General features: G+C 66.5%; 15 protein-coding genes. 2 read left to right on the top strand and 13 right to left on the bottom strand.

Annotated features, from left to right (window positions below):
* Positions 1 to 6 precede the first annotated feature (6 nt).
* Complete coding sequence (locus tag EV580_RS13370) at positions 7 to 567, bottom strand: TetR/AcrR family transcriptional regulator (RefSeq protein WP_133691643.1); 561 nt, start codon at positions 565 to 567, stop codon at positions 7 to 9.
* Between the two features lie 55 nt (positions 568 to 622).
* Between EV580_RS13370 and EV580_RS13365 the strand changes: the two genes are divergently transcribed.
* Positions 623 to 1,423, top strand: coding sequence for an alpha/beta fold hydrolase (locus EV580_RS13365; RefSeq protein WP_133691642.1), 801 nt, complete (start codon positions 623 to 625; stop codon positions 1,421 to 1,423).
* On the opposite strand, the gene EV580_RS13360 is transcribed toward EV580_RS13365, so the two are convergent.
* From EV580_RS13360 to EV580_RS13315, 10 genes are all read right to left on the bottom strand, one after another.
* Positions 1,402 to 2,337: a TAXI family TRAP transporter solute-binding subunit gene (locus tag EV580_RS13360; protein ID WP_133691641.1), complete on the bottom strand. Its 936-nt coding sequence runs from the start codon at positions 2,335 to 2,337 to the stop codon at positions 1,402 to 1,404. The two genes, EV580_RS13365 and EV580_RS13360, sit on opposite strands and share 22 nt — an antisense overlap.
* Positions 2,334 to 3,716, bottom strand: a complete 1,383-nt coding sequence (locus EV580_RS13355; RefSeq protein ID WP_133691640.1) for a HAMP domain-containing sensor histidine kinase — start codon at positions 3,714 to 3,716, stop codon at positions 2,334 to 2,336. The genes EV580_RS13360 and EV580_RS13355 overlap by 4 nt, the downstream gene beginning before the upstream one ends.
* Before the next feature lies 1 nt (position 3,717).
* Positions 3,718 to 4,386 carry a response regulator transcription factor gene (locus EV580_RS13350; protein ID WP_133691639.1) on the bottom strand — a complete coding sequence of 223 codons (669 nt, stop codon included), beginning with the start codon at positions 4,384 to 4,386 and terminating at the stop codon, positions 3,718 to 3,720.
* Positions 4,387 to 4,530: 144 nt separating this feature from the next.
* Complete coding sequence (locus EV580_RS13345; RefSeq protein WP_133691638.1) at positions 4,531 to 5,589, bottom strand: hypothetical protein; 1,059 nt, start codon at positions 5,587 to 5,589, stop codon at positions 4,531 to 4,533.
* Positions 5,546 to 5,872, bottom strand: coding sequence for a hypothetical protein (locus tag EV580_RS13340; protein WP_133691637.1), 327 nt, complete (start codon positions 5,870 to 5,872; stop codon positions 5,546 to 5,548). Before EV580_RS13340 ends, EV580_RS13345 begins: the two co-directional genes overlap by 44 nt.
* A complete protein-coding gene (locus EV580_RS13335) occupies positions 5,869 to 6,354 on the bottom strand; it encodes a UCP032817 domain-containing protein (RefSeq protein WP_133692226.1) in 486 nt (161 codons plus the stop codon). Before EV580_RS13335 ends, EV580_RS13340 begins: the two co-directional genes overlap by 4 nt.
* A gap of 16 nt (positions 6,355 to 6,370) precedes the next feature.
* Complete coding sequence (locus tag EV580_RS13330) at positions 6,371 to 7,081, bottom strand: GOLPH3/VPS74 family protein (RefSeq protein ID WP_133691636.1); 711 nt, start codon at positions 7,079 to 7,081, stop codon at positions 6,371 to 6,373.
* An 80-nt stretch (positions 7,082 to 7,161) separates the two neighbouring features.
* On the bottom strand, positions 7,162 to 7,839 hold the full coding sequence (locus EV580_RS13325) for a class I SAM-dependent methyltransferase (RefSeq protein WP_133691635.1): 678 nt from the start codon (positions 7,837 to 7,839) through the stop codon (positions 7,162 to 7,164).
* Between the two features lie 10 nt (positions 7,840 to 7,849).
* Positions 7,850 to 9,334 carry a glutamate-cysteine ligase family protein gene (locus EV580_RS13320; protein ID WP_133691634.1) on the bottom strand — a complete coding sequence of 495 codons (1,485 nt, stop codon included), beginning with the start codon at positions 9,332 to 9,334 and terminating at the stop codon, positions 7,850 to 7,852.
* Between the two features lie 24 nt (positions 9,335 to 9,358).
* On the bottom strand, positions 9,359 to 10,111 hold the full coding sequence (locus tag EV580_RS13315) for a class I SAM-dependent methyltransferase (protein ID WP_166654734.1): 753 nt from the start codon (positions 10,109 to 10,111) through the stop codon (positions 9,359 to 9,361).
* Positions 10,112 to 10,162: 51 nt separating this feature from the next.
* Between EV580_RS13315 and glpK the strand changes: the two genes are divergently transcribed.
* Positions 10,163 to 11,677: a glycerol kinase GlpK gene (gene glpK / locus EV580_RS13310; RefSeq protein ID WP_133691632.1), complete on the top strand. Its 1,515-nt coding sequence runs from the start codon at positions 10,163 to 10,165 to the stop codon at positions 11,675 to 11,677.
* A 93-nt stretch (positions 11,678 to 11,770) separates the two neighbouring features.
* Here glpK and EV580_RS13305 read toward each other — a convergent pair whose 3' ends face one another.
* Together EV580_RS13305 and EV580_RS13300 are read right to left on the bottom strand one after the other, a co-directional pair.
* Positions 11,771 to 12,520, bottom strand: a complete 750-nt coding sequence (locus EV580_RS13305) for a PadR family transcriptional regulator (RefSeq protein ID WP_133691631.1) — start codon at positions 12,518 to 12,520, stop codon at positions 11,771 to 11,773.
* 83 nt (positions 12,521 to 12,603) lie between these two features.
* Entirely contained in the window at positions 12,604 to 13,128 is a 525-nt protein-coding gene (locus tag EV580_RS13300) for a PadR family transcriptional regulator (RefSeq protein WP_133691630.1), read from the bottom strand.
* Positions 13,129 to 13,216: the final 88 nt, after the last annotated feature.

The following is a 13,216-nucleotide window of genomic DNA, read 5'->3' as shown; positions in this document are numbered from 1 at the left end:
AGCGGCTCAGCCCAAGAACTCTTCGAGGGCGGCACGCACTGCCTCCACCACAGAGCCGGCGGTCAGTTCGATCAGAGCGGCCTCGGCGGTCATCGCGGCGAACAGTTGGGCACTCTGCAGCGGATGCTGGCGCCCGAGGGCATCGAAATCCGCGGCAAATGTCTGCGCGACCTCTGCGTTTCGCCGGCTGATCTCCTGTGCCACAGCCGGTTCCGCGCGTGCCTCCAGCAGCAGCGCCCGAATTCCACGCTGCTGCAGACAGGTGTCGAGGTAGACGCGTGCTCCCGTCATCAATCGCTCACGCCCCGGCGGGACGTCACCCATCGCCTGATCGATCTGCTCGGCGATCCGGTCGTGAAACTCACGGTGCAGCGCAAGAAGGTAGCTCGCCCGATCGCCGAAGTGGTGGAAGAAGCTGCCCTTCGACACCCCGGCTTCGTCGACAAGAAGGTTCACGCTCAGACCGGTGAGCCCGGTGCGCTCGGCAAGGCGAAGCCCGGACTCGATCAGCTTGGTTCTGGTCGCCGCGGCTGCTGCCTTGCGGCTGACTGCCTGTTGTGGTGGCACGGTTCTGAGGCTAGCATCGATTTGACCGACCGGCCGGTCAATGAAAGGGAGGACGATGCCAACAATCGCAACCCGGGCAGGCGAGGTGGCTTACTCCGATGACGGCTCGGGACCCGTCATCGTCCTGCTGCACGCCGCGCTGCACAACCGCCACGATTTCGACGCGATCAAGCCCGACCTCGTCCGCCATTACCGGGTGATCGCTGTCGACTGGCCAGGTCACGGCGAAAGTCCCGCCCCGTCATCCACCCCGAGTGCGGCCCTGTACGCCGATGCCCTCGAAGATCTCGTTGCCGCACTGGACCTCCCGCCGGCGGTGTTCATCGGAAGCTCAGTGGGCGGCTACTGCGCATCGCGGCTGGCCATCACCAATCCGACGCGAGTGGCCGGCCTGGTCCTGGTCGACACCGGAGGATTTCTCGGCGGCCCGGTGGCTCGCGCCTACTGCCGATTCCTCGGGACGCCCGCGGTCATGCGCCGAGTGCTGCCGCGGTTCATCCGCAGCTACCTGAAGGCGCAGAGCGACAACGACGAGGCCGTCCTGCGCCGAGTCACCGACCGCGCCCGCACCGCCGGCGGTGTCGAGCTGACGGCTGCGTTGTGGCGCAGCTTCGCGGCGCCGGAGGCCGACCTGCGCGGGCAGGCCGCGCGCATCACCGCGCCGACGCTGATCGTCTGGGGCGCCAAAGACAGCGCGATACCACTGCGGTTCGGCAGGGCCACCCAGGACGCGATCGCGGGCTCGCGACTTGAAGTGCTCGACACCGGACATCTGCCGTTCTCGTCGAGGCCGCAGGAATTCCGTGCGGTCGTCGCGCCCTTCCTCGGCGAAGTTCAGCCGTGTAGCTCCCGATAGGCATCGATGGCCCCGGAATGCAGTGGGATGAAACCGGTTTGGATCATCGACGGGGTGTCCAGGTATTGCAGTCCGCGAATGTAGGGCGGGACAAGATGTTCGGCGTCGCTGGCGAGGGTGTCGACCATGGCGCTGACCAATTCGGTCGGAATCCCCTGCCGGCACAGCAGGAGGTTGGCCACTCCGATCGAGCGGATGCCGGGCGGTACATAACCGCATGTCGGCACGGGGCGCAGGACATACGGGTAGCCCGACACTTCACTCATCCGCCGGGCCAGCCCACCGATGTCGATGATCCGCAACGGTCGTACGGCATCCAATTCCGCGATCGCCGGGGTGGGAACGCCGCCGGACCACACCAGGGCAGCGATGCTGTTCTCGGCGAGGTGGGCCAGCGCGTCTCTGAGGCGGTAGGCCATCAGCTCCACCCGGCCATCGAGTCCGGCCGCCGTGATCAGCACGCGGCTGGTCGCCGACGCTCCGGACCCGTCGGGGCCGATCGAGATCTTGGTGCCTTGCAGATCTGAAACATGTTGTACGGGAGTGGCATCGGGCACGATGACCTGAAGGTAGTTCTCGTAGACTCGCGCGACGGCCGACGGGGCGGTCGGCAGCGCACCGATGGCGCGGTCGCGTTCGGCGACATCGGCCAGTGCCAGGCCCATGTCAACCTCACCCGACCGCAGCATGGCCAGGTTCTGCACGCTGCCAGCGGTGGGCACGACTTTGACGTCGATGCGCGGGTACCTGCGATGGATCTGTTCGGCGAGGATCTGGGAGAACGCCAGATACAAGCCGCCGGGATCGCCGGCAGCCAGCCGGATCTCGCCGCTGGGTTCGGTCCTCAGGCAGCCCGTCGTCAGCGCCGCCGTTCCGAGCAGGAAGACGCGGCGGCTCAGCATCGGCATGCTCATGACACGGCCTCGTCTGCGGCGGGCAGGTGAAAGCGAACCAGAAGGCCGCCCTCAGGGGCATTCTCCAGAGCGATGGCGCCGCCGTGACCGGCGGTGATCTCCGCGGCAATGGCCAGCCCGAGACCCGTTCCGGCGATGTCCTTTTGGCCTCGCCAGAACCGTGTCGCGGCCTTGGACAGGTCGGCCTCGGCCAGCCCCTGTCCGTCGTCGCTCACCAGCATTTCGATGTCGGTGTCGGTGCGCACCGCCGACAAAGAGACGGTGGTTCCCTCGCCCGCGTACCGCAGCGCGTTGTCGATCGCGATGTCGAGCAATTGCTCCACGTCGTGGCGGGCAAGTTGGACGGCCGGCCCGGGGAGCTGAGAATGGTTGTGCAGTTGTTGGTTTCGCCGGTCGGCGACGGGCTGCCAAAAGGTGATGCGCTCGGCGATCACGTCGGCGACGTCGGTCGACTCGGTCACCGCGCCGGCCAAGCCCGCTTTGCGTGTGCCGCTTATCTCCTCTGCCCGGGCCAGCCGCAGCAACTGGTGTAGCAGATTCTCCAACCGATCCAGTTCGGCGCTCATCGACTGATACGTCGCCTGGCCCGACTCCGTCACGTTCTCCTCGAGCGTATCGGCGCGTAACCGGACTGCGGCCAACGGATTTCGCAGCTGGTGTGATGCATCGGCGACCAGTCGACGTTGCCGCTCGAGGGAGGCCCGGACCACCTGTGACATCTTGTTGAAGGCGGCGGTGAAATGACGCAGTTCAGGTGGGCCGGCCACGTTGGCCGGCGGGCCCGCGACTCCTTCGGTCATTTCTGCGACGGCCTGCTCCAGGCCCGTCAGCGGTCGTAGCACCCATCGGGTGAGGCCGCGGGCGACCAGCACTGCCAGCGTCAGCAGTACCACCGAGCCGAGACCGACCCACATCCATGCGATCGCCACACCGCGCGCCGCGGCGGAGGTGTCGGCGGCGGCGACGACCGCACCGACCAATTGACCGTCGCGTCTGATCCCCGCCGTCACCAGAACGCGGCCCTGATCCCAGGGCCGGATTCTTGTCCACGGCGATGTCGGTGCATCGACGAGGGCATGGTCGGTTGCCGACCTCACACCGGGATCGGATTCGGCAAGGCCCTTGGCGGCAAGGGTTTTCCCGTCCGAGTCGACGACCAGTACACCTTCGCGGTACACCTCGTGATAACGGTCGACCACCTGCTGCAGTGGGGAGCCCGCGACGGCCGCCTCGTCGGCCAGCGCCATGATCTGGCGATCGCGTTCGGCGGCCAGTGCCGAGGTTCGGCGGTCGGCCACGCTCAGCCCCAGCGGTACGGCGAGAGCCGTCACCGCCAGCAGCAGCAGAACGACGAGGATCAGCCGGACGCGCACGCCCACGTCAGGTGTCCAATCGAAAACCGAAGCCGCGCACCGTGCGCAGCGGGAGCCCCGGGAGTTTGTTGCGGATCTGCCCGATGAAGAAATCCAGTGACCGCGACCGGCCGACGACCGCGGTGCCCCATACCTCGAGCATGAGTTCTTCGCGGCTGACCGCTTCCCCAAGGCGTCCAGCCAGATTCGCGACGATCTGGAACTCGGTGCGGGTCAGCGTCTGCTGCACCCCGGCGACCGTCACTTCCCGGCGTTCGCGGTCGATGGTGACCGGGCCGGCCTGGACCGGACCGGCTGGGTTGGCCGGGGCGTCACCGGTCACCCGCCGAAGCCGTCGCATGACCGCTTCGATACGGGCCAGCAGCACGGCCTTGCGTACCGGCTTGACCAGATAGTCGTCGGCACCGGCACGTAGTCCCAGTACCACCGCGCCGTCGCTGTCCCGCGCGGTCATGATGATGACCGGAACGGTGGACGCGCGCCGCAACGTGCGAAGCACGTCCAAACCGTCCATATCGGGGAGCCCGAGATCCAACAGGACCAGATCACAGCCCTTGACCCGATGCAGAGCATCGGCACCCCGACTGGTTCGGATCACCGATGAGCCGGCCTGGCCGAGGAGCTCGGCCAGGGCCGATGCGACCCCCTCGTCGTCTTCCACCAGTAGCACTTGCATGGCACTAGAACTCCTTGCCGGAAGGTACGGGCTGTTGCTGTCGAGCCGCCAATGCCCACTATCGTGTGGTGGACCTCACCCCCTGGGAAGCCATACTGTCGCATCGACGGGCATTCCTTGCACAAATCACAGATTCGCGACGGACTAGCCATACAACTGCCGAATGGCGTGCCGTTCGACCATCATTTTCAGTCGTGCGTTCATGGCGCGCAGGTCTTGCCAGCGATGGATCTGCCAGGCGGCCAGCACGATGAGGAGTGTGGCCACGATCCAGTGGTATCCCGGTGGGTGAGTCAGGACCGACCAGCCCGCGACGATCGCGAAGAAGGCCGCCCAGATCAGCGTCACCGCATCCGAGCGGCGATGCTCCTTGATCCAGCCCTGCCACTGATCGACATCGAACTGGGCCGGCAATTCCGCTGCGCGGAATGCCAAGTCGTACTGCAGGATCTCGTCGATCGTCTGTTGGGTGGCACGTAGTCGAGGGTCCTCGAATGCGGTGACGGTCAGGGTAACTCCCAGCACGATCGCGAATACCGCAGCCCACGTGAGATGTACATCCCTGGCCTCGCTGTGGACGACGGAATCCAAGTCGGCCACCAGCAGAACGAGAAACACCGTGGCCGTGGTCATCACGGACGTCGTGACGATCCGGCCAGCCATCGGAGTCTCGGCGTTGGAGCGCAGCTGTTTCTGAAAGCCCGACGCGGGTGGCGCGGGAAACGGGGATGTCAGGGGCTTCGGGGTCACCGACTGCACGTGTCTGATGCGCGCAAGTCGCTTGTGCGTCACCACGAACAACCAGATCGCGCCGAGCGCCAACATCCATAGCAACAGCACGCGGTGCTGGGACCGGCTCGAGTGGGCGGACAGCGCCCCGAACCCGAGGTAGGGAGCAGCCAACATCGGTGTCAGAATGGCGGCGAGCCGACTTCGGGAGAGCCGTGACCGCCACACTTCGGCCACCGCGCTGACGGCCAGCCCGACAGCGCATGCACCCCAGATGATTTCGGCGGTTCGACTGCCGTCATCCAGGACATTCAGATTCGACAGCAATGCGCCATAGGTGAACCAGGCGGCGACCAGTATCAGGACCCGTAGTGCGAGCGGTAGCCGATACCAGATGCCGATGGGTAGGCGACGAGGACGACGCATGTCCTTACCCGCCGCCGCATCCGCCACCACCGCCGCATCCACCGCCACCGCATCCACCGCTGCCGGCGCAACCGGTACCGGAACCGGTACTCCCTGTCCCGGTGGTGAATTCGGTGCCCGCCGCGATGATGCCCAGCGACCCTGCGCCCCACACCTGTCGGCGGTGACGATCGATGGCGAGGTCCAGGATCGCCCGCCGTCCTCGCTCCTCGGCACTGCTGTTGCGATGCCGTGCCGCGCGGACGGCCGCGCCCACCGCGATGCATGTGCCAACCGCGACGACCGCCAGGACGAGCGCCAACACGACTCCTGTGACAATTGCTTCGTTCATGATGCTGACTCCTTTCCGATCCTTGCGGCGACCGTTTCGATGGCCGCGACCCTGGTGAGACATACTCCCCAGGGATGTTCGACGCCGACTCGCTGATCGAGATCCCAAAGGACACAACGCTCGTCGGGCTTCTTCACCAAGGTCCACGCCACCACCGTCCGACCGAGCTGCTCAGCGATCGAGTCGGTCGCCCCGGGCAGGCCGCCAGGTGCGGCGCCTTCGGGATGGTGATGCAGATATCGGCCGTAGGCCTTGTCGCAGAACGTGAAATACTTTGCGGTACAGAGGATGAAGCCGTGCCAGGCCTCGTCGACGGCGCGTGAAGGCATCCCGATCACGCGGCGCTCCCCGAGCGCGGCGGCACAGCAGCGCAGCCATTGCCGTAGTCCTGTCTCGATCAGCTCCCGCGGCTCCCAGGGGCAGGTCTTGAACACGGCCTCGGGTAGCTCGAGTGTGGCCAGTGCGGCGTCCACTCGGGCCATCCGGCGGTCGTGCCGCCTAGCCACCGCAGCCTCCGCAACCTCCGCAGCCGCCACCGCACCCACCCCCGTCGGAGTGGTTGTGCGAGTGGTTCTTTGCGCGCAACTCGGCGTGGACCGCCTCGACGGCCTGGTACACGCCGACGACGGGGACAGCCGATGCGAGAGCGAGAATCCGCAGTTTGTCGCAATGCCGCCGCAGTTCACTCTTGCCCAGCAGCGGCAGTTCGCACAGCACGGTGAGCAGACCCAGCGTCAGCGCGCGGGGATCGGCGGGCCGGTCCCCGATGGCGTCGCGCAACGCCTGAGTCGCGCGGTCCGCGAGACCGGCGGCCGGAGCCTCGTCGGAAAGTCCGACGCAGCGAGTCGGGATGAAGCCGAATGTCGTCCGCCGTTGAGGACAGATCCAGCCGTAATGCTCCAGCTGTTGACGCACCAGCCCGCTGGTGTCCAGGTCGCTCCATCCGACCAGCAGGGACCAGGATTTCGGGTTGTCGTCGTCGATTGTCTCGACGATGGCCCGCAACACCGGATCGGCGGGTAACCGGCCCCGACCGCGGCGGGCACTGCCGTTGACGTCCTGGAGATGGCCAGCTTCAAGGAGTTCGGCCAGCATCGCGCCACGAAGGGCGTGGTCGAGCAGCCACAGCTTGCCGTAGTCGAAACGGCGCCGCCTACGGTCGTAGGCCAGCAGGTAGAGCTGTCCGTAGAGGGTGCGCGGTAGGTCCATGGCCGATCATGGGAACAACCCCGTCGGCTACGGAAGTGGCATGAGCCGGATTGCGCTATTCCCTAGCGCAATCCACAGATTCAGCCCTCTTTGTGTGCGCTGAGCAGGAAGGCGGGCATCTTCATCCGGCCCTTCTCGTCCACGTCGAAAGGCTTCTCGCCCGCGGGCATTCCGGGCATTTCCGGCATGTGGGCATGGATCTTGGCCGGACGGATGTCATCGATCACGAAGTACCGGGACACCGCGGCCCGCAGCTCGTCTTCGTCGACCTCGTTGGGCTTGGTATCCACATCGGGCGGGAAGGCGCCCTTGGCGAAGACCAGCACGAAGAGCTTCGCACCGGGCGCGGCGGCGCGGTGAATCGACTGAAGGTAGGCGTCGCGGCGGTCGACTGGCAGCGAATGGAACAGCGTGCTGTCGACGATCGTGGCGAATCGCTCGTCATAGCCGGTGAAGCTGGTGATATCGGCGGCCACGTACGTCGCGTTGCTCAGCCCGCGCTCGCGGGCAGCCTCGGTCGCCGCCGCGATCGCGGTGGGGGACAGGTCGATGCCGACAACGGTGATACCCGCAGCGGCGAGGGCCAGGGACAGTTCCGCGTGCCCACAACCGGCGTCGAGCACGTCACCGGTGACCTTTCCGTCCCGGATCAGGGCGGCCAGCTCGGGCTGCGGCTCACCGATATTCCATGGGGGCGGGCCGTCGAAGCCGCCTTCCTGCTTGTAGACGCTGTCCCAATCCATCACCTCAGAGTCCATGGCCCCCAACCTACTCCGCGATCACATCGTCCCAGGTGTGGACGGGTTCATTGCTGTGCATGAGGTCGCAGTACCGGCGCAGCATCTCGGCCAGCGCCTGCGGGCGCGCCATGCCCTGGCGCTGCAGCGCCTGCACTGTCGCGACCTGCCAGGCCGATCCGTTGCGCCCGGTCTTGGCGCGTCCCTCGATCACGCCCAGATAGCGGTCGCGTACTTCGGCGGCCACCCCCCAGCGGCGCAGGCCTTCGTCGGCCATCGGCAGCAGGGTTCGCAGCACCAGCTCGTCGGGAGTGATCTCGCCCAGACCCGGCCAATACAGCCGGGCCTCCATTCCGTGCCGGGCGGACTCGATGAAATTGTCATGTGCCGCTGTGAAACTCATCTTCGTCCAGAGCGGTCGGTCCTCTTCGGCCAGCACGCGCAGCGCGCCGTAGTAGAACGCCGAATTCGCCATCATGTCGACGACGGTGGGACCGGCGGGCAATACCCGGTTCTCCACCCGCAGATGTGGCCGTCCGTTCACGACGTCGTAGACCGGCCGGTTCCAGCGGTACACCGTGCCGTTGTGCAGGCGGAGTTCGGGCAGCTGCGGGGTACGCCCGGCGGCCAGCTCGGCGACCGGGTCCTCGTCGGACAGCTCGGGCAGCAGCGACGGGAAGTAGCGCACGTTCTCTTCGAAGAGGTCGAAAATCGAGGTGATCCAGCGCTCCCCGAACCACACTCGCGGACGCACGCCCTGGGCCTTCAGCTCGTCGGGGCGGGTGTCGGTGGCCTGTGCGAACAATTCGATGCGCGTCTCGGCCCACAACTGGTGGCCGAAGAAATACGGCGAATTCGCGCCGAGGGCCAATTGCGGGCCGGCCAGCACCTGTGCCGCGTTCCAGTTGGCGGCGAAGTCGGCGGGGGACACCTGAAGGTGCAATTGCATACTGGTGCAGGCAGATTCGGGGGCGATGGACTCGGCGTGCAGGCTCAGCCGCTCGGGTCCGGTGATGTCGATGAGGATGTCCTCGCCGCGGGCGGTGAAGATTGAGTCGTTGAGTGCTTGGTAGCGCAGCGATGGGCTCATCCAGCTGCCTGCCAGATGTTGCGGCATCAGCGTCGGCAGGATTCCGATCATCACGATGTGCGCGTCATCGGTGTTCGCCTTGGTCTCGGCGGCATTCAGACTGGCGCGGATCTCGGCTTCCAATTCGAGCGCGGTGCGGCCGGGCAGCGGACGCGGCGGCACATTGAATTCGATGTTGTAGGCACCTAATTCGGTCTGATACGCCGGGTCGGCGATCGCGGCCAGCACCTCCTGGTTGGACATCGCGGGCTGATAGTCATCGGTGACCAGGTTGCATTCGATCTCCATGCCGGTCAGCGGGCGGTCGAATTCGAAACTGGACTGCGCCAGCATCGTTTCGAACACGTCGAGGCACAGCTGTACTTTGCGCCGGTACTGCTGCCGCTGCGCCCGGTTGAAGGTGGTGTGCTTGACCTCTTCCCCCACGTCGTCGATGCAACCACATCTGAGTCAGCGTCGGCGGGCGATCACGACCTGCCGGTCGAACGGGTTGGTGCTGACCTCGACCTCGAGATCGGCGTAGGCACCCAGCGCACGCAGCGCCGACGGGCTGTACGAACGCAAGGAACTGATCAGCCCGTCGTGGGCGAACGGCCACCACACCAGCGGTGCCATCATCGCCAGTTTGGCGACGTGCAGCAGCGACGGCATGCGCGGCAGATCGATGACCAGCAGCCGGCTCGCCACCCGGGTGCCCTCGGCAAGGACCTGGGCGGCCTGGGCGGGCTCAAGGTGATGAAACGACAGCGCGAAGACGGCGAGGTCGTACTCGCCGTCCTCGGCGGCGATCGCGGTCGCGTCGACCAGGCCGATGGTTGCGCGAGCGTGGTCGCCCAGGTCGGAGGCGGCCATCGCGACCACTGAATCGGCATTGATGTCGGTGACGGTGACGACAGCGGTCGGATGTTGTTCGAGCACTGTGCGCGACAGCGCGCCGTGGCCCGCCCCGAGTTCGAGGATCTTCGGGTCGGCGATATCGGCGACCTCGCGCAGCACGAGTTCGGCGTTGCGCTCGTGCTCGTGGAAGAGCGCGCCGATCCGGTCCAGCGCCAGCACGATCCCACGCTTGACCTCGTCGTCGATGTCATCGCGGTCGAGGTATTCGGGGCGGTCGGTCTCCAGCAGGCGATCCAGCCAGGAGGCGTCCGGGCCGCCGCGGGGCATGTCGGCGATGTCGGTGATCTGCTCTGCCATGTAGGCCATCATGGACGAACGGCTGCCGCATGGGCAGCGCCGCACGTCAGAGGAGCACCGTTGGCCGACTTCGTCGCCGCGATCGACCAGGGCACCACCAGCACCCGCTGCATGATCTTCGATCACGAGGGTGCCGAGGTCGGCCGGCATCAGCTCGAACACGAGCAGATCCTGCCGCAGTCGGGGTGGGTGGAGCACAACCCGGTCGAGATCTGGGAGCGCACCCAGACGGTGGTGAAATCGGCGCTGAATACCACCAAGCTGGCCGCCGGTGACCTTGCCGCGTTGGGCATCACGAATCAGCGGGAGACCACCCTGGTGTGGAACCGTAAGACGGGACGGCCCTACTACAACGCCATCGTCTGGCAGGACACCCGCACCGACCGCATCGCGGCCGCACTCGATCGTGACGGGCGCGGTGACATCATCCGGCGCAAGGCCGGCCTGCCGCCTGCCACCTACTTCTCCGGCGGCAAGCTGCAGTGGATCCTGGAGAACGTCGACGGGGTGCGTACCGACGCCGAACGCGGAGACGCCCTGTTCGGGACCCCCGATACCTGGGTGCTGTGGAACCTGACCGGCGGCCCCAAGGGTGGGGTACACGTCACCGACGTGACCAACGCCAGCCGCACCATGCTTATGAATCTGGAGACCCTGGACTGGGACGAAGAACTGTTGGGGCTCTTCGGGATTCCGCGTGCGATGCTGCCCGAGATCCGGCCGTCGTCGTCGCCGGAGCCCTACGGGATGACCCATCCCGGCGGGCCGGCCGGCGGCGAGGTTCCGGTGACGGCAAGCCTCGGTGACCAGCAGGCCGCGATGGTCGGCCAGGTCTGCCTGGCCCCCGGCGAGGCCAAGAACACCTACGGCACCGGAAACTTCCTGTTGCTCAACACCGGCGAGAAGATCGTGCGCAGCGAGAACGGGCTGCTGACCACCGTGTGCTATCAGTTCGGTGACGCGAAACCCATTTACGCCCTTGAGGGTTCGATCGCGGTGACCGGATCGGCCGTGCAGTGGCTGCGCGATCAACTGGGCATCATCAGCGGTGCGTCACAGAGCGAGACGCTGGCCGCACAGGTCTCCGACAACGGCGGGGTGTACTTCGTGCCGGCCTTCTCGGGCCTGTTCGCGCCGTACTGGCGCTCGGACGCGCGCGGGGCGATCGTCGGACTGTCCCGCTACAACTCCAATGCGCACGTGGCGCGGGCGACGCTGGAGGCGATCTGCTACCAGAGCCGCGACGTCGTCGACGCGATGGAAGCCGATTCCGGTGTGCACCTTGAGGTTTTGAAGGTCGACGGCGGTGTCACCCAGAACGAGCTGTGCATGCAGATCCAGGCTGATGTGCTCGGGGTGGATGTGGTGCGCCCGGTTGTCGCTGAGACGACGGCGCTGGGCGCGGCCTACGCCGCCGGCCTGGCGGTCGGATTCTGGGCGGATCCCGATGACCTGCGGGCCAATTGGCAGGAGGATCGCCGATGGTCGCCGGCGTGGACTGACGAGCAGCGCGAGACCGGCTACGCCGGCTGGCGTAAGGCGGTGCAGCGCACGCTGGACTGGGTCGAGGTCTGAACCGCGAGCAGTCCCCCAGAGGGGGTGCCCCCAGCAAAAGGCCCCGACACGCCTAGGCGTGCGGGGCTTTTGCGTCTGCTCGCGCAGATGGGGTTACTCGGATTCGCCGAGGATCTGGTAGATCTCGCGGCGCGCGTTGTTGACGATGTCGACGATGCGCTGCTGCTGCTCGGCGTTGGCAGCGAAGGCCGCCTGCCGCACGGCACCGAACAACTGGCCGACGGCGGCACGAATGTTGATCTGGCCGGGGTCGGCACCTTCGGTGATCTCGTCCCACGGCGCGGTCTCGATCTTCTCGGCGGCGGCGCGGCCCTCGTCGGTCAGCTCGAAAAGCTTCTTGCTGCCTTCGGTTTCGCGTGCGACAAGCAGACCTTCGTCGACCAGCAGCTGCAGGGTGGGGTAGACCGAGCCGGGGCTCGGCTTCCACAGATCCTGGCTGCGCTCGGCGATCTCCTGGATCATCTCGTAGCCGTGCATCGGTCGCTCGGCGAGCAACTTGAGGATTGCGGCGCGTACGTCACCGCGGCGGCCGCGTCCGCGTCCACGGCCGTGTGCGCGGCGCCCGCCGCGTCCACCACCGGGTCCGAAGCCGGGCCCGAAACCCGGGCCAAAGCCGGGGCCGAAGCCCGGGCCGAATCCTTCGGGGCCGTCGTGGCGGCCGCCGTGCTCGCGGAACTGCTCGCGGAGCTGATCACGGAACTCGCGACGCCGGTCGTGACGGTCGTGGCGATCACCGCGGCGGCCTCGACCGCCCGGTGCGAAGCCGGCTCCGGGGCCGAAGCCCGGTCCGAAGCCTGGGCGACCCATGTCAGGGCCGCCGAACTGGGGAAATGGGGTGTTCATGAAAGTTCTCGTTTCTGGTCTGGATACGCCGAATGCGTTTCCGATACGTTGACGATATATCGGAAACTATCGCGATGCAACGTTCAATTCGATCGGCGGTCGATTTCGTTGATCACCCAGCGTGCCCACTCGGCCTCCATGGCCTCGATACGCAGGCCGAACTCCAGCGCCGCGCGCCCGTAGAACCCGGCGTCGCTGTCGCCCCAATCCATCGAGTCGCGCACCTGTTCGTAGCGGGTGAGCTCGGCCTCGGCATGCTCGGCGACCGACGCCATATAGGTCCTGGCCTGCTCGGGGGTCATCTCGCTGAGTAGGAACACCCGCAGCAGTTCGGCACTGCGATACGGCGGATCGTCCTGCGGATTGGTCATCCAGCGCAGCAGGTCCTGGCGGCCGGCGTCGGTGACGCGGTACTCCTTGCGGCCCCGGGGGCCGACATCGGTGACTTCGATCAGCCCCGCGTCGGCCAGCTTGTTCAGCTCGCCATAGAGCTGGCTCTGCGTCGCGGGCCAGACGTTGGCCATCGACACGTCGAACCGTTTGAGCAGGTCATACCCGCTTCCAGGCTGCTGGGCCAGTAGCCCGAGCGCCGCGTACCGAAGACTCACCCGACCATCGTAAAGCTCGACATGTCAGTTGTGGACTATCTGACACTTCACCATTGACATGTCATCAGTGGACTGTCAAAGTTGTCGG

Source organism: Mycobacterium sp. BK086 (genome assembly GCA_004362315.1).
Taxonomy (GTDB): Bacteria; Actinomycetota; Actinomycetes; order Mycobacteriales; family Mycobacteriaceae; genus Mycobacterium.
This window is presented reverse-complemented; position numbering and strand designations above follow the sequence as displayed.

What these genes read in the sequence shown, in the direction of transcription:
- EV580_RS13305 (WP_133691631.1), bottom strand. Translation starts at nt 12,520, where the DNA reads ATGAACACCCCATTTCCCCAGTTCGGCGGCCCTGACATGGGTCGCCCA.
- EV580_RS13325 (WP_133691635.1), bottom strand. Translation starts at nt 7,839, where the DNA reads ATGGACTCTGAGGTGATGGATTGGGACAGCGTCTACAAGCAGGAAGGC.
- EV580_RS13330 (WP_133691636.1), bottom strand. Translation starts at nt 7,081, where the DNA reads ATGGACCTACCGCGCACCCTCTACGGACAGCTCTACCTGCTGGCCTAC.
- EV580_RS13340 (WP_133691637.1), bottom strand. Translation starts at nt 5,872, where the DNA reads ATGAACGAAGCAATTGTCACAGGAGTCGTGTTGGCGCTCGTCCTGGCG.
- EV580_RS13335 (WP_133692226.1), bottom strand. Translation starts at nt 6,354, where the DNA reads ATGGCCCGAGTGGACGCCGCACTGGCCACACTCGAGCTACCCGAGGCC.
- EV580_RS13350 (WP_133691639.1), bottom strand. Translation starts at nt 4,386, where the DNA reads ATGCAAGTGCTACTGGTGGAAGACGACGAGGGGGTCGCATCGGCCCTG.
- EV580_RS13360 (WP_133691641.1), bottom strand. Translation starts at nt 2,337, where the DNA reads ATGAGCATGCCGATGCTGAGCCGCCGCGTCTTCCTGCTCGGAACGGCG.
- EV580_RS13365 (WP_133691642.1), top strand. Translation starts at nt 623, where the DNA reads ATGCCAACAATCGCAACCCGGGCAGGCGAGGTGGCTTACTCCGATGAC.
- EV580_RS13315 (WP_166654734.1), bottom strand. Translation starts at nt 10,111, where the DNA reads ATGGCCTACATGGCAGAGCAGATCACCGACATCGCCGACATGCCCCGC.